The organism is Streptomyces sp. Q2 (assembly GCF_056820935.1).
This window is the reverse complement of sequence record NZ_JBXEJE010000041.1, coordinates 54,780-75,098: the sequence shown is the minus strand read 5'-3', so window position 1 is coordinate 75,098 and position 20,319 is coordinate 54,780. Positions and strand designations below refer to the sequence as shown.

The window sequence follows — 20,319 nt, the reverse complement described above, 5'->3', positions numbered from 1 at the left end:
GCCGCCTTCGCGCATGTCCGAGGCGGTGTCAGCGCGCCCCGGACGTCTCCGGGAGCCGGGCCCCCGCCTTCTCCAGCGGGATCTCCTTGCCGTCCGTCCCCACGACCGTGCGGTCGCCGAGCGGCTCCTCCAGCCGCACGGTCTGGTGGTACACCTTGGCGATCATGATGCAGACCTTGTCCGGCCAGGGCGTCTCGGTCACCGTGACCGTCACCTCGTCCGTGCCCTCGCTCGCCGTCGCCTTGTAGTCCGCGCACACCCCGCCCGTGAAGCTCACGGTCAGTTCCGTCCCCTCGGCTGTGTAGCCCTCCACCTGGACGTCCTTGGTGGCCGGCGCGGCCGTCGGCTCGTCGCCCGGCTTACTCGGCGGCGCGGAGGGCGCGCTCGGCTGCGCCGTGGGAGTGGCCGAGGTCAGATACGCGGGGTCGACCGCCGGATGCGTCACCGTGAACGCGTCCCGCGCACCCGCCGCCCGCACCTCGAACAGCCAGGACGGCACCAGCGCCTGCCGTCCGTCCACCAGATGCGACGCCAGTCCGAACGCGGCCTTCTCGACCGTGATCGTCTCCTTCTGCCCCGCCTTCGGCACGTCGGTGGACTCCCCGCACGGAGCTTCCAGCCGGTCCTTCAGCGGTACGGGGCTCGCGCAGCCGCCGATGCCCATGCGGTGATCGGTCCCCGGCGCCGCGTTCATCAGGCCCAGCGTCTTCTCCGCGCTCAGCACGGGGTACGTGTCCCCCTTCACCGGCGCCTTCAACTGGCCGTTGGCGCCCACCACTTCGCCCTTCGCGCCGACGGTGACGCCGGTCGTCCAGCCGTAGGTGGGCAGCCCGCCCACCTCGGGGTCGGCGTTCACGACCCGCTGGGCGCCCGCGACCTGGCTCGCGTCCAGCTTCGCGTCGTCCTGACCCACCGCCTTCAGGACCGGCGCGGCCGCCTTCTTCGCGACCGCCTCGCTCACCGGGTCGGCGGACGGGTCGACGGGGTCGCTCGCACACACGGTCTCGCTCTGGCAGGCGTCGGGACCGGGCACGTACCGATGGAACGTCCAGTTGCCCGGCGCCTGCCTGTCCACCTGCAGACTCGGCCCCGAACCGTCCTTCGTTCCGACCCACCAGGCCTGCCCCTGGACCACCGGCTTCCCCTCGACGCCCAGCGCCTTCGCCAGTGCGGCCACCTGCTCCTCGGCGACCATGCCGCCAGACCGGTACACGGGCGCCGAGCCGGGACCGTCGGGAAGCGTGCCGTCGGCGCGATAGGTGACGCCGTACGGGTTGGGCTCGCCGGGCGCGATGCCGTTCGAACCGCCGCCCTCGGAGTAGCCGTCGAGGGCGAGCGGCGGGGGAGTGCCGTCACCGCCGGCCCCGGACGACGCAGGGCCGTCGGAACCCCCGGAGGCGGAGGTGGCGAGGTACGCCCCACCACCCCCGACCAGCAGGACGGCGACGGCGACGGAGGCGGCCACCAGGGCGGGGCGGCGGCGGGGCCGGTTGTCGCCGTCGGGAGCGTCACTCCCGGACGTGTCGGCGCCCGCGGCGGGGGACACGTCGGTCTCGGTGGCGGGAGACGCGTCGGTGTCGGTGTCGGGGGACACGTCGGTGTCAGGAGCGGAGGACGCGTCCGGGTCGGGAACGGGGGCTGCGTCGGTCCCCGGGGCATCCGCCGGGGCCTCCTGCTCCGAGGCCGAGGCCGAAGCCGCGGTCGGGGCTGGGGCCGGGGCATCGGCTTCCGGCGCGGCCGGGGCGTCGGCTCCCGGGGCTTGCTCCTGCTTCGAGGTGGCCTCCGGGGCTTGCTCCTGCTTCGAGGTGGCCTCCGGGGCTTCCTCCTGCCCGGAAGTGACCTCCTGGGCTTCGTCCTGCTCCGGAGTCGGCCCATCGGCACCGGCTTCCGGGGCTTGCTCCCGCTCGGACGCACTCTCCTCCGCGGCGGGCCCGGTGGTGTCGTCGGCGTCCCGCGGCGTACCGGCCATCTCGGCGGAGCCGTCCTCCGGGCCGACGTCGTCGTTGTCGGGTCGCTCGGTGTTCACCGCATCGCTCCTTCAGCTGTGCTTCCGTCCCATGACCCTGACCCGACCCTGTCAAAGAGGTCGGCTCACGGGTCGTATCCCGCATCCCCTTTACGGGGGACGCCGATGGGACGCAGCGGGGGAGCGCGCGGTTCCCTGAAAAGCGCTGCCTCAGTCGCCGTACTCCGACATCGCGTCCAGCAGCCGCGCCGACGCGGGGGGCACGGACACGCCGTGGATGAGTGAGGGAGAGACCGGAAGGGCGGCGATCCGGTCGGGAACCGCCCAGTGGGGGGCCATCCGCGCACAGTCGCCGCGCAGCGACGCCAGGTCGTCGTCCAGGTCGGCCGGGACGGGAGCTTGGACCTTGAGGTTCGTCATAGCGGCACCGTAGGCACGGTCGACCCTGTCAAGAAAGATCTACTATCGGGTAGTTTTGGCCTCTTCAGCGGCTCTTCCTCGGTTCGTCTCGCCTCGCAGAGCCCCACACCGACCCGATAGCGTGAACCGTCAACCCGTCTCCCCACAGGAGAGTCAATCGCCGTGCGCATCGCAGTCACCGGCTCCATCGCCACCGACCACCTCATGACCTTCCCCGGCCGCTTCGCCGACCAGTTCGTCGCGGACCAAATGCACACGGTCTCGCTCTCCTTCCTGGTCGACAACCTCGACGTCCGCCGGGGCGGCGTCGGCGCCAACATCGCCTTCGGCATGGGCCAGCTGGGCACCAAGCCGATCCTGGTCGGAGCCGCGGGCTTCGACTTCGACGAGTACCGCGCCTGGCTGGACCGGCACGGCGTCGACACCGCCTCGGTGCGCATCTCCGAGACGCTGCACACCGCCCGCTTCGTGTGCACCACCGACGCCGACCACAACCAGATCGGCTCCTTCTACACCGGTGCCATGAGCGAGGCCCGCCAGATCGAGCTCAAGACCGTCGCCGACCGTGTCGAAGGCCTCGACCTGGTGCTGATCGGCGCCGACGACCCGGAGGCGATGCTCCGCCACACCGAGGAGTGCCGCTCCCGGTCCATCCCCTTCGCCGCCGACTTCTCCCAGCAGATCGCCCGCATGGGGGGCGACGAGATCCGGATACTGCTCGACGGAGCGACGTACCTCTTCTCCAACGAGTACGAGAAGGGCCTCATCGAGTCCAAGACGGGCTGGACGGACGAGGAGATCCTGTCCAAGGTCGGCCACCGGGTCACCACGCTCGGCGCACAGGGTGTCCGTATCGAGCGGGTCGGCGAGAAGCCGATCGTCGTCGGCTGCCCGGAGGAGGACCGCAAGGCCGACCCCACCGGCGTCGGCGACGCCTTCCGCGCCGGCTTCCTCTCCGGCCTCGCCTGGGGCGTGACCCTGGAGCGCGCCGCACAGGTCGGCTGCATGCTCGCCACGCTCGTCATCGAGACGGTCGGCACCCAGGAGTACCAGCTGCGCCGCGCCCACTTCATGGACCGCTTCACCAAGGCGTACGGCCATGACGCCGCCGCCGAGGTCCGGACGCACCTGGGCTGAGTCAGGAGAGCCGGCGGACCACGTAGGCCGAACCCCGGTCCGCCGGCTCCTCACCGACGTACTCCTGGCCCCGCATCTCGCACCACGCCGGAATGTCCAGCCGGGCGGCCTCGTCGTCCGAGAGCACCCGGACGACGCCGCCCACCGGCACCTCGCCGAAGACCTTCGCCAGCTCGATGACCGGGATCGGGCAGCGTTTGCCCAGGGAGTCGACGACCAGGGCGTCGTCCCGCACGACCGCCTCGGCGACCGGCGCGCCCAGCTTCTCCCGTACCGCCGCCACCGCTCCCGGCAGCGCGTCGAGGAACCGCTCGACGTCCTCCTGCCCCGTCCCGGGCGGCAGCGAGATCCGCACGTTTCCCTCACTCAGCACCCCCATCGCCCTCAGTACATGGCTGGGTGTCAGCGTGCTGCTCGTGCAGGAGGATCCGGACGAGACGGAGAAACCGGCACGGTCCAGCTCGTGCAGCAGTGTCTCCCCGTCGACATAGAGACAGGAGAAGGTGACGACCCCGGGCAGCCGCCGCTCCGGATCGCCGACCACCTCCACGTCCGGCACCAGTCGCGGCACCCGTACCCGGATCCGGTCCGTCAGCTCCCGCAGCCGTGCCGCCTCCTGCGCCGCCTCGGCCCGCACCGCCCGCAGCGAGGCCGCCGCCGCCACGATCGCCGGAATGTTCTCGAACCCGGCCGCCCGCCCCGACTCCCGCTCGTCCACGGGCCCTTGAGGGGCGTACCGCACACCCTTCCGCACCACGAGCACGCCGACCCCCGACGGGCCGCCCCACTTGTGCGCGCTCGCCGTCAGCAGCGACCAGTCACCTTCGACGCGCCCCCACCCCAGCGACTGCGCCGCGTCGACCAGCAACGGCACCCCGGCCGCCCGGCACACCTCGGCGACGGCGGCCACCGGCTGCTCGGTCCCCACCTCGTGGTTGGCCGACTGAAGACACGCCAGCGCGGTGTCGGGCCGCAGGGCCTCCTCGTACGACTCCACGGTCACCGCCCCCGACCGCAGCACCGGCACCTCGGTCACCGATCCACCGTCCGCCTCGAACACCTCCGCCGAATGGAGGACCGAAGAGTGTTCGACCGCCGACACGATCAGGTGGCGTCCCACCCGGCGTCGCCCCGCCAGCGCTCCGGCGACCCCGGAATGCACCGCCCGAGTGCCGGAGGAGGTGAACACCAACTCGTCCGGGCGACACCCGACGGCCTCGGCCGCGGCCTCCCGCGCCGCGTCCAGCAGCATCCGCGCCCGCCGGCCCTCCCTGTACAGACGCGCCGGATCCGCCCACCCCTCGTCGAGCGAGGCTTGCAGCGCCTGACGCGCGACGGGATGAAGAGGAGCGGCGGAAGCGGCATCGAAGTAGGACACACCCCAACGCTAAGCGCCCTGAAGGAGCGCGGGGAACCGCGCGAGAAACCACGACGCACCCGCAGCCGCCAACTGACAGAACCTCCCGGGCTACTGGGCGCCCCGCACAACCCGCGGCGCGTTGCGCCCCCCTCCCCGCGCACCCCCAAATCGCGTCGGCTAGGGTTTGGTCCGCATAAACATCCAAACCCCTGCCCGACGCAGGGCGGCGACCGACCAGCGAGAAGGCCGCAGCTCAACCGCGCGGGCGAGACTCTCGGGAAGGCGCTACGTGAGTCCCAACGGCTCCGACCGCTCGCCGCGGCGCCCGATGCGGCGGAAGCTGCTGCAGGCAATGACCGCCGGCCTGGTCCTGGCGACCGCGACCGGTTGCACATACAAGGACTTTCCCCGCCTTGGTATGCCCACCCCGACCACGGAAGAGGCTCCGCGGATCCTCTCCCTGTGGCAGGGCTCCTGGGCTGCCGCGCTCGCCGTCGGCGTGCTGGTGTGGGGCCTGATCCTCTGGAGTGCGATATTCCACCGGCGCACCCGCACCAAGGTCGAGGTCCCTCCGCAGACCCGGTACAACATGCCCATCGAGGCGCTGTACACCGTGGTTCCGCTCATCATCGTCTCGGTCCTCTTCTACTTCACGGCCCGCGACGAGTCGAAGCTCCTCAGCCTCAAGAAGGAGCCCGACGTCACGATCAACGTCGTCGGCTTCCAGTGGAGCTGGGGATTCAACTACGTCGAGCCCGTCGAGGGTTCCACGGGTAACGCGAAGACCGACAAGAACCTGGACGCGATTCCGGACCGGTTCAAGGAGGACTTCCCGGCCAACGCGGGTGGTGTCTACGACGTCGGCACGCCCGCCACGCGGAACCCGCAGACCGGCAACCCCGGCCCGACCCTCTGGCTGCCCAAGGGCAAGACGGTCCGCTTCGTCCTCACTTCGCGTGACGTCATCCACTCCTTCTGGGTGGTGCCGTTCCTCATGAAGCAGGACGTCATCCCGGGCCACACCAACGCCTTCGAGGTGACCCCCAACAAGGAGGGCACCTTCCTGGGCAAGTGCGCCGAGCTGTGCGGCGTCGACCACTCCCGGATGCTGTTCAACGTGAAGGTCGTCTCCCCCGAGCGCTACGAGCAGCACCTCAAGGACCTCGCCAAGAAGGGGCAGACCGGTTACATTCCCGCCGGCATCGCGCAGACGAGCCACGAGAAGAACCGGGAGACGAACAACCTGTGAGCATCCTCAACGAACCTCAGGGTGCCGCGGCAGCAGGCTCCCACTACGAGGACGAGCTGCCGGTCCGGCGCCAGCGGCGTGGCGAAGTCGTCATCAAGTGGCTCACCACCACTGACCACAAGACGATCGGCACGCTGTACCTGGTCACGTCGTTCGCGTTCTTCATGATCGGCGGCGTGATGGCGCTGTTCATGCGCGCCGAGCTGGCCCGTCCGGGCCTGCAGATCATGTCGAACGAGCAGTTCAACCAGGCGTTCACGATGCACGGCACGATCATGCTGCTGATGTTCGCGACGCCGCTGTTCGCCGGTTTCGCGAACTGGATCATGCCGCTGCAGATCGGCGCGCCCGACGTGGCGTTCCCGCGGCTGAACATGTTCGCCTACTGGCTGTACCTGTTCGGCTCGACGATCGCGGTCGGCGGCTTCCTCACCCCGCAGGGCGCGGCCGACTTCGGCTGGTTCGCCTACAGCCCGCTCTCGGACGCGGTCCGCAGCCCGGGCATCGGCGCCGACCTGTGGATCATGGGCCTGGCCTTCTCCGGCTTCGGCACCATCCTCGGCTCGGTCAACTTCATCACCACCATCATCTGCATGCGCGCCCCGGGCATGACCATGTTCCGCATGCCGATCTTCGTGTGGAACGTGCTGCTGACCGGTGTCCTGGTCCTGCTCGCCTTCCCGGTCCTGGCCGCCGCGCTGTTCGCGCTGGAGGCGGACCGCAAGTTCGGCGCCCACATCTTCGACTCCGCCAACGGCGGCGCGTTGCTGTGGCAACACCTCTTCTGGTTCTTCGGCCATCCAGAGGTGTACATCATCGCCTTGCCGTTCTTCGGGATCATCTCGGAAGTGATCCCGGTGTTCTCCCGCAAGCCGATGTTCGGCTACATGGGCCTGATCGCGGCCACCATCTCCATCGCGGGCCTGTCCGTGACGGTGTGGGCGCACCACATGTACGTCACCGGCGGTGTGCTGCTGCCGTTCTTCTCCTTCATGACGTTCCTCATCGCCGTGCCAACGGGTGTGAAGTTCTTCAACTGGATCGGAACGATGTGGAAGGGGTCCTTGAGTTTCGAGACCCCGATGCTGTGGGCCACCGGCTTCCTGATCACCTTCACCTTCGGTGGTCTGACCGGTGTCATCCTGGCCTCGCCGCCGATGGACTTCCACGTCTCGGACTCGTACTTCGTGGTGGCGCACTTCCACTACGTCGTGTTCGGCACCGTCGTCTTCGCGATGTTCTCCGGCTTCCACTTCTGGTGGCCGAAGATGACCGGCAAGATGCTCGACGAGCGCCTCGGCAAGATCACCTTCTGGACGCTGTTCATCGGCTTCCACGGCACCTTCCTGGTCCAGCACTGGCTGGGTGCCGAGGGCATGCCCCGTCGTTACGCGGACTACCTCGCGGCTGACGGCTTCACCGCCCTGAACACGATCTCGACGATCAGCTCGTTCCTGCTCGGCCTGTCGATCCTGCCGTTCCTCTACAACGTGTGGAAGACCGCCAAGTACGGCAAGCCGGTCGGCGTCGACGACCCGTGGGGCTACGGCCGCTCGCTGGAGTGGGCGACCTCGTGCCCGCCCCCGCGGCACAACTTCCTCACCCTGCCGCGGATCCGCAGCGAATCCCCGGCGTTCGACCTGCACCACCCGGAGATCGCCGCTCTCGACCAGCTCGAGAACGCGCCGCACGGTGACAAGGCTCTGGCCGGCAACGGCGGCAAGGAGGCCGGCAAGTGAAGATCCAGGGCAGGATGTTCATCTGGCTGAGCGTCTTCATCCTCGCCATGGCGATCGTCTATGGCGTGTGGTCGAAGGAGCCGGCCGGCACCACGGCCCTCTTCCTGGCCTTCGGCCTGTCCATCATGATCGGCTTCTACCTGGGCTTCACGGCCCGGCGGGTCGACGCGGGTGCACAGGACAACAAGGAAGCGGACGTCGCGGACGACGCCGGCGAGGTCGGGTTCTTCAGCCCGCACAGCTGGCAGCCGCTCTCCCTCGCGGTCGGAGGCGCCCTCGGCTTCCTGTCGGTCGCGATCGGCTGGTGGCTGATGTACTTCTCGGCGCCGCTGATCCTGATCGGCCTGTGGGGCTGGGTCTTCGAGTACTACCGCGGTGAGAACCGCACCCAGTAGCACGAGCTGAGCTCTCCGGAGCCCGGACACTCCGTCAGGAGCGTCCGGGCTCCTGCTTTTGCCGCAATGCGCGTCACTCGTACGAGTCACCCGGCGCGCCGCCCTTGACGCGGCTCCCTAGCGTGAAGTCATGAGCCACGCACCCCGCACCCGTACCGTCGTCAGCTGCACGCTGCTGGTGATCGCCCTCGGCGCGGGCGGCGTCACCGCCTGCGGCAGCGACGGCGACCCGCTATCCGCCACGCCGTACGACGCGACGGACCAGATCTCCTTCAGCGGCCTCACCGGCGACGGGAAGAAGGCCGACCCGGACAAACCTCTGCAAGTCACAGCCGAGGACGACGACGGCCGCATCACGGACGTCACCGCTATAGACGCGGCCGGACGCTACCTGGCCGGCGAACTCTCCGCCGACGGCAGCCGCTGGCACAGCACCACCCCACTGGCCGCCAACGCCCACTACACGGTCCGGGTGAGCACCGAGGACGAGGACGGGGCGCCCGGCCGCCGGGTCCTCAGCTTCGACACCAGCAAGCCCCACACCAAGAAGCGCCTGAAGGTGACCTTCGGTCCCAAGACAGGCACGTACGGCGTCGGCCAGCCCATCACGGCCGAACTGAGCCTGCCCGTCAAGGACAAGGCCCAGCGGGCCGTCATCGAGAGCGCCCTCCGGGTCGACTCCATGCCCGCCGCGGACGGCGCCTGGCACTGGGTGGACGACAAGGAGCTCCACTTCCGCCCCAAGGACTACTGGCCCTCCCACGCCACCATCCAGGTCCGCAGCAACCTGGACGGCATCAAGATCGGCGACCGGCTGTGGGGCGGCAAGGTCAAGCCGCTGAAGATCACCACGGGCGACCGCGTCATCGCGGTGACCGACGCCTCCGCGCACTCGATGGCGGTCTACAAGAACGGCGAGGTCATCAAGGAGATCCCGGTCACCACCGGCAAGCCCGGCTTCGAGACCCGCAACGGCGTCAAGGTCGTCCTGGGCAAGGAGTACTTCGTACGCATGCGCGGCACCAGCATCGGCATCGCCGAGGGCTCGGCGGAGTCGTACGACCTCCCGGTCTACTACGCCACCCGCGTCACCTGGAGCGGCGAGTACGTCCACGCCGCCCCCTGGTCCGTCGGCTCCCAGGGCTATGCCAACGTCAGCCACGGCTGCACCGGCATGAGCACCGACAACGCGGCCTGGTTCTTCAAGAACGTCCGCGAGGGCGACGTGGTCCAGGTCGTCAACTCGCAGGGCCACACCATGGAGAGCTTCGGCAACGGCTTCGGCGACTGGAACCTCGACTGGGACAAGTGGCGCAACGGCAGCGCCCTGGCCGCGGGCGCCCCCGACGGCCCCGGCTCGCAGGACCGGGCGAGGTTGCGCCCCCAGTCGGTCTGAGGAGCCCTGTCAGGCGCTCAGGGCGCTCTTGTGCCGCAGCAGCGAGGCGAGTGCCGCCGCGAACTCCACCGGGTCCACCGGCAGCGTCACAGCCGCCTCCGCGCGGCTCCAGGTGGCGAGCCACGCGTCCTGCGGCCGGCCGATCAGGAGCAGCACCGGCGGGCAGTCGAAGATCTCGTCCTTGATCTGACGGCACAGACCCATGCCACCCATGGGCACGGCCTCACCGTCCAGGACGCAGACATCGATGCCGCCCCGGTCCAGCTCCTTGATCACGGCCGCCGCAGTCGCGCACTCGATGAACTCCACCACCGGGACATCGGGAGCGGGCCTGCGCCCGGTGGCCAACCGCACCTGCTCGCGGGTGTTGGAGTCGTCGCTGTAGACCAGCACCGTGGCAGTCGGCTGCATGCTTCCTCCGGGACGTCAGCGTCGTACGGACAGGACCGATGCGGCGGATGCTACTCCCTCGGGCACCCCGTCAACACCTGTTGGAACAGGCCTTGCCTGGGCCATACGGGCAGTACACACGCTACGAACACTCCGAACAGCACCCCCGGGAGTGAGGGCGGGATAAGCGACCGACATAATGTCGGTCGTGGCGACAGCAACGACAGTAGAAACCGGGCACGCGCACCCGTCGGTCAACCGGCCGAACCTCACCAGCGTCGGAACCATCATCTGGCTGAGTTCCGAGCTGATGTTCTTCGCGGCCCTCTTCGCGATGTACTTCACCCTGCGATCGGTGACCGGTCCCGACCACTGGAAGGAAATGGCGCACGCCCTGAACCTTCCGTTCTCGGCGACCAACACCACGATCCTGGTGCTCTCCTCCCTCACCTGCCAGCTCGGCGTCTTCGCCGCCGAGCGCGGTGACGTGAAGAAGCTCCGGATGTGGTTCATCGTCACCTTCATCATGGGTGCGATCTTCATCGGCGGTCAGGTGTACGAATACACCGAGCTGGTCAAGAAGGACGGGCTCTCGCTCTCCTCCGACCCGTACGGCTCGGTCTTCTACCTGACCACCGGGTTCCACGGCCTGCACGTGACGGGCGGCCTCATCGCCTTCCTGTTCGTCCTCGGCCGCACCTACGCGGCGAAGAGGTTCACCCACGAGCAGGCGACCGCGGCCATCGTCGTGTCCTACTACTGGCACTTCGTCGATGTCGTCTGGATCGGCCTCTTCGCCACGATCTATTTGATCAAGTAGCCGGGCCCGCTCCCGCACCTTCCAGAAGCATCGACGCAGAAGATCCTGACACCGGAGTAATCCGTGAAAAAGCTCTCCGCACGACGACGCCATCCCTTGGCGGCGGTCGTCGTCCTACTCCTCGCGCTGGCATGCACCGGGGGGCTGTACGTCCTGTTCGCACCCACGAGCAAGGCGCAGGCAGACGAAACCGCCCAGTCTCTCGCCATCGACGAGGGCAAGAAGCTCTTCGCCGTGGGCTGCGCCAGCTGCCACGGCACCGGTGGTCAGGGCACCACTGACGGTCCGAGCCTCGTGGGCGTGGGCGCCGCGGCCGTCGACTTCCAGGTCGGCACCGGCCGTATGCCGGCGCAGCAGCCGGGCGCACAGGTCCCGAAGAAGAAGGTCGTCTACACGCAGGCCGAGATCGACCAGCTCGCGGCGTACATCTCCTCGCTGGGCGCCGGTCCGAACGTCCCGACCGAGGCGCAGTACGGCCCCGAGGGTGCCGACATCGCCAAGGGCGGCGAGCTCTTCCGCACCAACTGTGCCCAGTGCCACAACTTCACCGGCAAGGGCGGCGCCCTGACGCACGGCAAGTTCGCGCCCGACCTCGAGGGCGTCAGCCCGAAGCACATCTACGAGGCCATGCAGACCGGCCCGCAGAACATGCCCTCCTTCCCCGACACCACACTGTCGGCGCAGAACAAGAAGGACATCATCGCGTACCTCGACGCGGTCAACGGCGAGGACACCGAGAGCCCCGGCGGCCTCGAACTGGGCGGACTCGGTCCGGTCAGCGAGGGCCTGTTCGGCTGGATCTTCGGACTCGGCTCGCTGATCGCGGTCGCCGTCTGGGTCGCCGCTCGGACCGCAAAGGCCAAGAAGTCATGAGTAGCCAAGACATTCCAGAAGAGAACCTGCCCGCTGAGCAGGACCACGCGCACGGCGCGGTAGGCGTCGCGGACGAGAAGAACCCGTTCGCCGACCCCGGACTGCCGCCCCACGAGCACCGCATCCAGGACATCGACGAGCGGGCCGCCAGGCGGTCCGAGCGCACGGTCGCGATGCTGTTCGTGCTGTCCATGCTGGCCACCGTCGGCTTCATCGCCTCGTATGTGACCATCCCGCACGACAAGGCGATCTACGTCTTCCCGATCGGGCACATCAACGCGCTGAACTTCGCGCTGGGCCTGACCCTGGGTGCGGCGCTGTTCCTGATCGGCGCGGGCGCGGTCCACTGGGCCCGCACCCTGATGTCCGACGAGGAGATCACCGACGAGCGTCACCCGATCGAGGCGGCGCCCGAAGTCAAGGCCAAGGTCATGGCCGACTTCAAGCAGGGCGCCAAGGAGTCCGCGCTCGGCCGTCGCAAGCTGATCCGCAACACGATGTTCGGCGCGCTGGCCCTGTTCCCGCTCTCCGGCGTGATGCTGCTGCGCGACCTCGGTCCGCTGCCCGGCACCAAGCTGCGCCACACCCTGTGGTCCAAGGGCAAGCTGCTCGTCAACATGAACACCAACGAGCCGCTGCGCGCCTCCGACGTCGCGGTCGGCTCGCTGACCTTCGCCAAGCCCGAGGGCCTGGAGGAGCACGACGAGGAGTTCCAGACCGAGATCGCCAAGGCCGCCCTGATGATCGTCCGGATCCAGCCGGACAACATCAAGGACAAGCGCGAGCTCGAGTGGTCGCACGAGGGCATCGTGGCGTACTCGAAGATCTGCACCCACGTCGGTTGCCCGATCTCCCTGTACGAGCAGCAGACGCACCACGTGCTGTGCCCCTGCCACCAGTCCACCTTCGACCTCTCCGACGGTGCCCGGGTGATCTTCGGCCCCGCCGGTCACGCCCTGCCGCAGCTGCGCATCGGTGTGAACGACGAGGGCTACCTCGAGGCGCTCGGCGACTTCGAAGAGCCCGTCGGTCCTGCATTCTGGGAGCGCGGATGAGCACTGAGAAGACCACCACTGACTCGCGCTCGCGCGAGAAGGCACCCGCCGGTGAGCGGGTCGCCGACTGGGCCGACGGCCGCCTGGGGATCTACTCCCTGGCCAAGGCCAACATGCGCAAGATCTTCCCCGACCACTGGTCGTTCATGCTGGGCGAGGTCTGCCTCTACAGCTTCATCATCATCATCCTCACGGGTGTGTACCTGACGCTGTTCTTCCACCCGTCGATGAACGAGGTGGAGTACCACGGCAGCTACGTCCCGCTGCAGGGCCAGCTGATGTCCGAGGCGTTCAACTCGACCATGCACATCTCCTTCGATGTGCGCGGTGGTCTGCTGATCCGGCAGATCCACCACTGGGCGGCGCTGATCTTCCTCGCCGGCATGTTCGTGCACATGATGCGCGTGTTCTTCACGGGTGCGTTCCGCAAGCCGCGTGAGGTCAACTGGCTGTTCGGCTTCCTGCTGTTCGTCCTGGGCATGTTCACCGGGTTCACCGGCTACTCGCTCCCGGACGACCTGCTCTCCGGCACCGGTGTCCGCTTCATGGAGGGCGCGGTCCTGTCCGTGCCGATCGTCGGCACGTACCTGTCGTTCTTCCTCTTCGGCGGCGAGTTCCCGGGCGGCGACTTCGTGGCCCGCTTCTACTCGATCCACGTCCTGCTGCTGCCGGGCATCATGCTCGGTCTGGTCGTCGGCCACCTGATCCTGGTCTTCTACCACAAGCACACGCAGTTCGCGGGCCCCGGAAAGAGCAACAAGAACGTCGTCGGCATGCCGCTGCTCCCGGTGTACATGGCCAAGGCCGGAGGCTTCTTCTTCCTGGTCTTCGGTGTCATCGCGGCCATCGCGGCGATCGCCTCGATCAACCCGATCTGGGCCATGGGCCCCTACCGGCCGGACCAGGTGTCCACGGGCGCCCAGCCCGACTGGTACATGGGCTTCTCCGAAGGCCTGATCCGTGTGATGCCGGGCTGGGAGATCAACTTCTGGGGCCACACGCTCGTCCTGGGCGTGTTCATCCCGCTGGTGATCTTCCCGCTGGTCCTGGTCGCGATCGCGGTCTACCCGTTCATCGAGTCCTGGGTCACCGGCGACAAGCGCGAGCACCACATCCTGGACCGCCCGCGCAACGTGCCGACGCGCACGGCCTTCGGCGTCGCGTGGATCACCTGGTACATGGTGCTGCTGATCGGCGGTGGAAACGACCTCTGGGCCACCCACTTCCACCTGTCGATCAACGCCATCACCTGGTTCGTCCGGGTCGCGTTCTTCGTCGCCCCGGTCATCGCGTTCGTCATCACCAAGCGGATCTGCCTCGGCCTCCAGCGCCGCGACAAGGACAAGGTGCTGCACGGCCGCGAGTCGGGCATCATCAAGCGCCTGCCGCACGGTGAGTTCATCGAGGTGCACGAGCCGCTCAGCCAGGAGCAGCTGCACACGCTCACGGCGCACGAGCAGTACGTGCCGGCGCAGATCGGCCGGACGGTCGACGAGAACGGCGTCGAGCGCAAGGTGAAGGGCTCCGAGAAGCTGCGCGCCAAGCTGAGCGAGGCGTACTACGGCGAAGAGGCCCAGATCCCCAAGCCGACCGTCGAGGAGTACAAGGAGATCACGAGCGGCCACGGCCACCACTGATCGCTGCGCTCGCCACGCGCGGGAAGGGCCCCGTCCGAAGACCGGACGGGGCCCTTTGCCGTGCCCCCGGCTGGATAGGGTGGGACCCGTTGAGACTCGCGTCCCGCTGTACGGGACTGATCCAGGAGCGGCTTATGAGCGCTGTGACCCCCGCTGGAGGCGACACCGCGGCGGACCGTTCCTGGCCCGAGGTACTGAGCGCACTGCTCGGCGGGCGGGACCTGAGCGCCGGTGACACGGCGTGGGCGATGGACCGCTTCATGAGCGGCGAGGCCACGGACGCCCAGATCGCGGGCTTCATGGTGGCGCTGCGGGCCAAGGGAGAGACGGTCGAGGAGATCAACGGTCTCGTCGAGGCGATGTACGCGCACGCCCAGCCGCTGCACATCCCGGGCCCGGCCGTCGACATCGTCGGCACGGGCGGCGACCGGGCCAAGACGGTCAACATCTCGACGATGTCCGCCATCGTCATCGCGGGCACCGGCGCGAAGGTCGTCAAGCACGGCAACCGGGCGTCGTCCTCGGCGAGCGGGTCGTCCGACGTGCTGGAGAAGCTCGGCATCAACCTGGACCTGTCGCCCGAGGGCGTGGCACGCGTGGTGGAGGAGGCCGGGATCACCTTCTGCTTCGCGGCCAAGTTCCATCCCTCGATGCGGTTCGTCGGCGCGGTCCGGCGGGACCTGGGCATTCCGACCTCGTTCAACCTGCTCGGTCCGCTGACCAACCCCGCCCGGGTCTCCGCCTCGGCGGTCGGCTGCTTCGACACCCGGATGGCCGGGCTCATCGCCGGCGTACTGGCCGAACGGGGCTCCTCCGCGCTGGTGTTCCGCGGCGACGACGGCCTCGACGAGCTGACGACCACGGCCACCTCCCGGGTGTGGGTCGTCCGCGACGGCAAGGTCACCGAGGAGGCCTTCGACCCGCGGGACGTCGGCCTCGAACTGGTGCCGGTGGCGGCGCTGCGGGGCGCGGACTCCTCGTACAACGCGGAGGTCGCCCGGCGGCTGCTGGACGGTGAGCCGGGCCCGGTGCGGGACGCCGTACTGCTGAACTCGGCGGCGGCGCTGGTGGCCCTGGAGCCGACCGGAGCGCCGCTGACCGTGCAGATCCGTGCCGGGATGGACAAGGCGGCCCAGGCGATCGACTCCGGCGTGGCCAAGCGGACGCTGGAGCGCTGGGTGGCGGCCAGCAACGCGTAGCGCCCCCTGGGGCGATGACGTGGTGATGTCCCGCAATCCGGACCCGGGTTGCGGGACCACGATCGCTTCGCGTAGGTTTCTGAACCAGGTCATGAGTGACAGTCATGAGGCCCCGGCCGACTGTCCGGCAACCCTCCGTCCGTGGCGGGGTGCCCCGGGTGAAGACCAGGTCGTAGGCAGCGAGGTCTACGGCAAGCGCGGACCCCTCGTCGCTCCTGAATCGAGCGCAGTACCAGGGGTCCTGGTCATTCGAGGGAGCCTTCCGTGAGCAAGCGAATGCGATAGGGCCGCAGAGCCCCGCCTCCGCATCCCCCTTTTTTCACCTTCACCCGCGCTTGAGCCGTGTCCGCTCGCGTGGTGATGTCGCCTGCCTCTCACGGGAGTTCGCCATGTCTGTCTCCACCGTCGCCGCCGCCCGGTCCGTCTGTGCCCCGCTGCCCGTTCTCGGCCGGGATGTCACCGTCCCGCTCGTCACCGGCGGCGAGGTCACCTACGCCGCGCTCGACTACGCGGCCAGCGCGCCGGCCCTGCAGCGGGTCTGGGACGACGTGGCGGCGTACGCGCCCTACTACGGCAGCGTGCACCGCGGCGCCGGCTACCTCTCCCAGCTGTCCACCGACCTCTTCGAGAACGCCCGCAAGACGGTCGCCGAGTTCCTCGACAGCCGGGCCGAGGACCAGGTGGTCTTCACCCGGTCCACCACCGACTCCCTGAACCTCCTGGCCGCCGCGCTCCCGGCCGACTGCCAGGTCTTCGTCTTCGAGACCGAGCACCACGCCTCGCTGCTGCCCTGGCAGGACGCCCGCGTCAGCTACCTCGACGCCCCGCGCACCCCGCGGCAGGCGGTGGCGACCCTGGAGCGCGCCCTCGCCGACCGTGACCCGCAGGGCCCGGCCCTGGTCTGCGTGACCGGCGCCTCCAACGTCACCGGCGAGCTGTGGCCCGTACGGGAGCTGGCCGCCGCCGCGCACGCGCACGGCGCCCGGATCGTCCTGGACGCCGCCCAGCTGGCCCCGCACCACCCGGTGTCGCTGCGGGACCTCGACGTCGACTGGGTCGCCTTCTCCGGGCACAAGCTGTACGCGCCCTTCGGCACCGGCGTGCTGGCCGGCCGGGCCGAATGGCTGCGCGCGGCGGAGCCGTACCTCGCGGGCGGCGGCGCCAGCCGCAAGGTCACGCGGCGCTCGGACGGGGGAGTGGACGTGGAGTGGCACGAGAGCGCCGCCCGCCACGAGGCCGGTTCCCCGAACGTCATCGGGGCCTACTCCATCGCCTCCGCCTGCAAGGCCCTCACCGAGGCCGGCTTCGACACGCTGGTCGCGCGGGAGCAGTACCTGATCGACACGGTCCGCGCGGGCCTCGCCGAGGTGCCCGAGGTCAGGGTCCTGTCCCTGTTCGGCGACGACGCCCCGCGGGTCGGCGTGATCTCCTTCGTCGTCGAGGGCTGGAACAGTTCCCACTTCGCCGCCGCGCTCTCCGCCGAGTACGGCATCGGCGTCCGCGACGGCCTCTTCTGCGCCCACCCGCTGGTCCGCACCCTGCTCGGCAGCGACCCCCAGACGCAGGGCGAGTGCGGTGCCCCCGAGGCCGCGCCCGGCGAGAAGTCCCTCAACGCGATCCGGGTGAGCTTCGGCGCCGGCACGCCCGACGAGCACGTGGAGCGGTTCGTGAGCGCGGTGAAGGAACTCGTCCGGGACGGTGCGAAGTGGAACTACCGCACCGAGGACGGGCGCTGCGTGCCGGCGGTCTGAGCTCGCCGGCGGTCCGCGACGGAGGCGGTGTTCGATCGGTCAGGAGTCCAGACCGATCGCGAACGCCGCCTCCAGGTCGTGCTGGGAGTACGTCCGGAACGCCACGTGCGTGTCCGTTCCCTCCACGCCGGGGATCTTGCTGATCCGGCCGGGGATGACCTCCGCCAGGTCCTCGTGCCGCTTCACCCGGACCATGGCGATCAGGTCGTACGTGCCGGTCACGGAGAAGACCTCGCTGACGTTCTCCAGCGCCGCGATCGACTCCGCGATCTCGGGGATCCGGTCCACGCTGGTCTTGATCAGGACGATCGCGGTGATCACGGCTGGTTCTCTCCCTCGGGGGCCGGAGCTGGGGCGGGCTTCACTCTAGTCCCACGCCCGAATCGCACCCACGCGAAGGCGAGCCCCAGGCCGAAGCCCACCAGGTGGGCCAGGTAGGCCACGCCGGGACCCTGGCCGGCCCGGCCCGCGGCCAGCCACTGGAGGGTCGCCCAGAAGGGGAGGACGACCCAGGCGGGGAAGCGCAGGGGCAGGAAGAACAGGAACGGCAGGAGACTGGTGACGCGGGCTCCGGGGAACAGGTACAGGAACGCGCCGAGGACCGCCGAGATCGCCCCGGACGCGCCGACCAGGGACTGCTCGGAGTTCGCGTTCGCGGCCGCGTAGCCCAGCAGGGCGAGGTAGCCGCAGCCCAGGTAGAAGAGGGTGAACTGGACACGGCCCATCCGTTCCTCGGTCAGTACGCCGAAGACGTAGAGGAAGAGCATGTTGCCCAGCAGGTGGACCCAGCTGCCGTGCACGAAGAGGGCCGTGGCGGGGGTGAGCGCGGCCCGCCCCGACCCCTCGAACAGTTCGGCGGGGACGACGCCCCAGCGGTGGAAGTAGGTGCGCTGCGCGGCGAGCAGCGCGTCGCCCGAGCCGTAGGCCGGATTGAACCCCGATGCCGGGCCGACCAGGAAGAGCAGACCACACCCGGCGATCAGCCCGTACGTCACCGGTGCCGACGGCCACCGGACCGCCCCGACCGCTCTGCCGACCGTCCCGCTCCAGTTGCTGATCATGAACACAGAGCATGACGTAAGGGGGCCGAACGACACAGACCGCCTCGCCGCCCTGGACGGCGGAGCGGCAAGTACCCGCCAGGCCGTAGGGTAACGAGCCACACGCACCGGGGTGCCCGGCGCGTCACGGACACTAGAAGGAACAAGAAGGAAGGCGAACAGCCACGATGACGGTTCCCCTGCCGACTGCCTCGACGCGGTGGCGCTGCACCCTCTGCGGCAACCTCACACGCTTCGACGTGACCCGCTCGTCGAAGGTGGTCGAGTACGTCCACCTCGACCTGGCCGGTGAGCCGAAGGTCGAGGAGCGCGAGGTGGTCAGTGAGACCATCGAGTCGGTGCGCTGCCGCTGGTGCAACGCCGTGGATCAGGTGGAACTCGTGGACAGGCCGGGCGCCGGCTCCTGAGGGAGCGGGCCCCGCACAGGCGATGGGGTGAGGATGGTGGAGACCGCAGGCGGGGGGCCGGGCGACGGCGCCGCTGAGGTGCTCGACCGGCCCCTGCCCGACGGCGTGCGCCGCAGGGTCGTACAGATCGTCTCGGACGGCTTCGGCGGGCTGACCGTCGGTGAACTGCCCCCGCAGTTGCGACAGTACGCCAGGTTCGCGCCGAACCGGCGGGCCAAGTTCGCCGGCAACGCCATGGCGACCGCCCTGGAGACCGATCCCCTGTTCCGGCAGCGCATCGGGGAGAAGTTCAGAGAGGCGCAGCCGGAGCTGTCCGGCGCCCTCGACTCCGGCTCCCCGCCCCCGGCCGCGGACCCGCTCGACGTGGCGGCCGCGGCCTACGTTCTGCGGCCCACCGACTGGGTGAAGCTCGTGACCGCGGCCGGTGAGGAGGCCCAGCGGGCCGACGCCGAGCGCGCTGACGAGGAGAGCCGGGCCGAGCTGGAGCGGCTGCGCGAGGAGCTCGACCGGGCTCGTGAGCACACCCGGAGCGAGACGGAGCGGCTGCGCACCGAGCTGGATGCGGCGAAGAAGGAAGCGGAATCGCTGCATCGCAAGCTGCGCGCCGCCCTCAGCGACGTCAAGCGCGGCGAGGCGGCCCTGCGCAAACTGAACGCCGAGATGGAGACCGTACGCACGGAGGGGCACTCCCAGCTGTCCGCCGCCGAGAGCGAGTCCCGGCGGCTCAAGGCACGGCTCGGCGAGGCGGAGGCGGCCCTGGAGGCCACCCGCAAGGCGGCCCGCGAGGGCCGCAGCGTCGAGGACATGCGGGTACGGCTGCTGCTGGACACCCTTCTCGACGCGACCCAGGGGCTGCGGCGCGAGCTCGCGCTGCCGCCGGTCTCCGTCCGGCCGGCCGAGACCGTGGACGCGGTCGAACCGGGACGAATGACACCGAAGGACATCGCCGCGCGGGCGTTGTCCGAGAACGACCCGGCGATCCTCGACCAGCTCCTCGCCCTGCCGCAGGCTCATCTGGTGGTCGACGGCTACAACGTCACCAAGACCGGCTATCCCCAAATGCCCCTGGAGAAGCAGCGGTTGAGGCTCCTCGGTCAGCTCTCGCAGCTCGCCGCGCAGACCGGCGCCGAGGTGACGTGTGTCTTCGACGGGGCCGAACTGGCCGCGCCGGTGCTGCTGGCGCCGCCGCGCGGGGTGCGGGTGCTGTTCTCCAAGCCGGGCATCACCGCGGACGAGTTGATCCGTCAGCTGGTGCGTGCCGAGCCGCCGGGGCGTCCGCTCATCGTCGCCTCGACCGACCGTGAGGTCGCCGACGGGGTGGCCCGGGCGGGGGCGCGTCCGATCGCTTCCGCGATGCTTCTGAAGCGATTGTCCTGAAGGTCAACCTACGGGCGCAATGCCCGAATTGACGAAGCCCGTCACGCCACGTAGCGTCAAGCGAACATCACTTCATGTGACTTGAGT

General features: G+C 69.4%; 19 protein-coding genes and 1 riboswitch. Of the genes, 13 read left to right on the top strand and 6 right to left on the bottom strand.

Annotated elements, in window-relative coordinates; all coding sequences use genetic code 11:
- Positions 1-28 precede the first annotated feature (28 nt).
- Both ACWBNA_RS36735 and ACWBNA_RS36730 read right to left on the bottom strand, forming a co-directional pair.
- On the bottom strand, positions 29-1,969 hold the full coding sequence (locus ACWBNA_RS36735; protein WP_482708883.1) for a hypothetical protein: 1,941 nt from the start codon (positions 1,967-1,969) through the stop codon (positions 29-31).
- Positions 1,970-2,176: 207 nt separating this feature from the next.
- On the bottom strand, positions 2,177-2,386 hold the full coding sequence (locus ACWBNA_RS36730; RefSeq protein ID WP_482708859.1) for a hypothetical protein: 210 nt from the start codon (positions 2,384-2,386) through the stop codon (positions 2,177-2,179).
- A gap of 162 nt (positions 2,387-2,548) precedes the next feature.
- On the opposite strand from ACWBNA_RS36730, the gene ACWBNA_RS36725 reads away from it, so the two are divergent.
- A complete protein-coding gene (locus ACWBNA_RS36725; RefSeq protein WP_482708857.1) occupies positions 2,549-3,523 on the top strand; it encodes a carbohydrate kinase family protein in 975 nt (324 codons plus the stop codon).
- A 1-nt stretch (position 3,524) separates the two neighbouring features.
- On the opposite strand, the gene ACWBNA_RS36720 is transcribed toward ACWBNA_RS36725, so the two are convergent.
- On the bottom strand, positions 3,525-4,901 hold the full coding sequence (locus tag ACWBNA_RS36720; RefSeq protein WP_482708856.1) for an aminotransferase class V-fold PLP-dependent enzyme: 1,377 nt from the start codon (positions 4,899-4,901) through the stop codon (positions 3,525-3,527).
- Between the two features lie 271 nt (positions 4,902-5,172).
- Here ACWBNA_RS36720 and ctaC point away from each other — a divergent pair, with 271 nt between their 5' ends.
- The 4 genes from ctaC (at position 5,173) to ACWBNA_RS36700 (ending at position 9,662) form a co-directional block, all read left to right on the top strand.
- Positions 5,173-6,132, top strand: coding sequence for an aa3-type cytochrome oxidase subunit II (gene ctaC / locus ACWBNA_RS36715; protein WP_482708855.1), 960 nt, complete (start codon positions 5,173-5,175; stop codon positions 6,130-6,132).
- Positions 6,129-7,871 carry an aa3-type cytochrome oxidase subunit I gene (ctaD, locus tag ACWBNA_RS36710; RefSeq protein WP_482708854.1) on the top strand — a complete coding sequence of 581 codons (1,743 nt, stop codon included), beginning with the start codon at positions 6,129-6,131 and terminating at the stop codon, positions 7,869-7,871. Before ctaC ends, ctaD begins: the two co-directional genes overlap by 4 nt.
- Positions 7,868-8,266, top strand: a complete 399-nt coding sequence (locus tag ACWBNA_RS36705) for a cytochrome c oxidase subunit 4 (protein WP_482708853.1) — start codon at positions 7,868-7,870, stop codon at positions 8,264-8,266. The genes ctaD and ACWBNA_RS36705 overlap by 4 nt, the downstream gene beginning before the upstream one ends.
- A 130-nt stretch (positions 8,267-8,396) precedes the next feature.
- Positions 8,397-9,662, top strand: coding sequence for a L,D-transpeptidase (locus ACWBNA_RS36700; protein WP_482708852.1), 1,266 nt, complete (start codon positions 8,397-8,399; stop codon positions 9,660-9,662).
- Between the two features lie 9 nt (positions 9,663-9,671).
- Here the strand turns inward: ACWBNA_RS36700 and ACWBNA_RS36695 are convergent, their stop codons facing one another.
- Complete coding sequence (locus ACWBNA_RS36695; RefSeq protein ID WP_482708851.1) at positions 9,672-10,073, bottom strand: response regulator; 402 nt, start codon at positions 10,071-10,073, stop codon at positions 9,672-9,674.
- A 178-nt stretch (positions 10,074-10,251) separates the two neighbouring features.
- Between ACWBNA_RS36695 and ctaE the strand changes: the two genes are divergently transcribed.
- The 6 genes from ctaE (at position 10,252) to ACWBNA_RS36665 (ending at position 17,387) form a co-directional block, all read left to right on the top strand.
- Entirely contained in the window at positions 10,252-10,872 is a 621-nt protein-coding gene (gene ctaE / locus ACWBNA_RS36690) for an aa3-type cytochrome oxidase subunit III (protein ID WP_030039314.1), read from the top strand.
- Positions 10,873-10,935: 63 nt separating this feature from the next.
- Positions 10,936-11,745, top strand: a complete 810-nt coding sequence (gene qcrC / locus ACWBNA_RS36685; protein WP_482708850.1) for a cytochrome bc1 complex diheme cytochrome c subunit — start codon at positions 10,936-10,938, stop codon at positions 11,743-11,745.
- Complete coding sequence (gene qcrA / locus ACWBNA_RS36680; RefSeq protein WP_482708849.1) at positions 11,742-12,800, top strand: cytochrome bc1 complex Rieske iron-sulfur subunit; 1,059 nt, start codon at positions 11,742-11,744, stop codon at positions 12,798-12,800. Before qcrC ends, qcrA begins: the two co-directional genes overlap by 4 nt.
- Complete coding sequence (qcrB, locus tag ACWBNA_RS36675) at positions 12,797-14,437, top strand: cytochrome bc1 complex cytochrome b subunit (RefSeq protein WP_482708848.1); 1,641 nt, start codon at positions 12,797-12,799, stop codon at positions 14,435-14,437. Before qcrA ends, qcrB begins: the two co-directional genes overlap by 4 nt.
- Before the next feature lie 134 nt (positions 14,438-14,571).
- Complete coding sequence (gene trpD / locus ACWBNA_RS36670) at positions 14,572-15,636, top strand: anthranilate phosphoribosyltransferase (protein WP_482708847.1); 1,065 nt, start codon at positions 14,572-14,574, stop codon at positions 15,634-15,636.
- A gap of 87 nt (positions 15,637-15,723) precedes the next feature.
- Positions 15,724-15,840, top strand: a riboswitch (SAM riboswitch).
- Between the two features lie 185 nt (positions 15,841-16,025).
- A complete protein-coding gene (locus ACWBNA_RS36665) occupies positions 16,026-17,387 on the top strand; it encodes an aminotransferase class V-fold PLP-dependent enzyme (protein ID WP_482708846.1) in 1,362 nt (453 codons plus the stop codon).
- A gap of 39 nt (positions 17,388-17,426) precedes the next feature.
- On the opposite strand, the gene ACWBNA_RS36660 is transcribed toward ACWBNA_RS36665, so the two are convergent.
- Together ACWBNA_RS36660 and ACWBNA_RS36655 are read right to left on the bottom strand one after the other, a co-directional pair.
- Positions 17,427-17,708, bottom strand: coding sequence for an Lrp/AsnC family transcriptional regulator (locus tag ACWBNA_RS36660; RefSeq protein ID WP_217237187.1), 282 nt, complete (start codon positions 17,706-17,708; stop codon positions 17,427-17,429).
- A complete protein-coding gene (locus ACWBNA_RS36655; protein ID WP_482708845.1) occupies positions 17,705-18,448 on the bottom strand; it encodes a rhomboid family intramembrane serine protease in 744 nt (247 codons plus the stop codon). The genes ACWBNA_RS36660 and ACWBNA_RS36655 overlap by 4 nt, the downstream gene beginning before the upstream one ends.
- A 167-nt stretch (positions 18,449-18,615) precedes the next feature.
- Between ACWBNA_RS36655 and ACWBNA_RS36650 the strand changes: the two genes are divergently transcribed.
- Together ACWBNA_RS36650 and ACWBNA_RS36645 are read left to right on the top strand one after the other, a co-directional pair.
- Entirely contained in the window at positions 18,616-18,855 is a 240-nt protein-coding gene (locus ACWBNA_RS36650) for a hypothetical protein (protein WP_037719539.1), read from the top strand.
- 33 nt (positions 18,856-18,888) lie between these two features.
- On the top strand, positions 18,889-20,232 hold the full coding sequence (locus tag ACWBNA_RS36645; protein ID WP_482708844.1) for an NYN domain-containing protein: 1,344 nt from the start codon (positions 18,889-18,891) through the stop codon (positions 20,230-20,232).
- The last annotated feature ends 87 nt before the right edge of the window (positions 20,233-20,319 follow it).

Bases quoted from the DNA above. Each gene is read 5' to 3' on its own strand.
- ACWBNA_RS36735 (WP_482708883.1), bottom strand. From the start codon at position 1,969: ATGGCCGGTACGCCGCGGGACGCCGACGACACCACCGGGCCCGCCGCG.
- ACWBNA_RS36730 (WP_482708859.1), bottom strand. From the start codon at position 2,386: ATGACGAACCTCAAGGTCCAAGCTCCCGTCCCGGCCGACCTGGACGAC.
- ACWBNA_RS36700 (WP_482708852.1), top strand. From the start codon at position 8,397: ATGAGCCACGCACCCCGCACCCGTACCGTCGTCAGCTGCACGCTGCTG.
- ACWBNA_RS36695 (WP_482708851.1), bottom strand. From the start codon at position 10,073: ATGCAGCCGACTGCCACGGTGCTGGTCTACAGCGACGACTCCAACACC.
- ctaE (WP_030039314.1), top strand. From the start codon at position 10,252: ATGTCGGTCGTGGCGACAGCAACGACAGTAGAAACCGGGCACGCGCAC.
- qcrA (WP_482708849.1), top strand. From the start codon at position 11,742: ATGAGTAGCCAAGACATTCCAGAAGAGAACCTGCCCGCTGAGCAGGAC.
- qcrB (WP_482708848.1), top strand. From the start codon at position 12,797: ATGAGCACTGAGAAGACCACCACTGACTCGCGCTCGCGCGAGAAGGCA.
- trpD (WP_482708847.1), top strand. From the start codon at position 14,572: ATGAGCGCTGTGACCCCCGCTGGAGGCGACACCGCGGCGGACCGTTCC.
- ACWBNA_RS36665 (WP_482708846.1), top strand. From the start codon at position 16,026: ATGTCTGTCTCCACCGTCGCCGCCGCCCGGTCCGTCTGTGCCCCGCTG.
- ACWBNA_RS36655 (WP_482708845.1), bottom strand. From the start codon at position 18,448: ATGATCAGCAACTGGAGCGGGACGGTCGGCAGAGCGGTCGGGGCGGTC.
- ACWBNA_RS36650 (WP_037719539.1), top strand. From the start codon at position 18,616: ATGACGGTTCCCCTGCCGACTGCCTCGACGCGGTGGCGCTGCACCCTC.
- ACWBNA_RS36645 (WP_482708844.1), top strand. From the start codon at position 18,889: ATGGTGGAGACCGCAGGCGGGGGGCCGGGCGACGGCGCCGCTGAGGTG.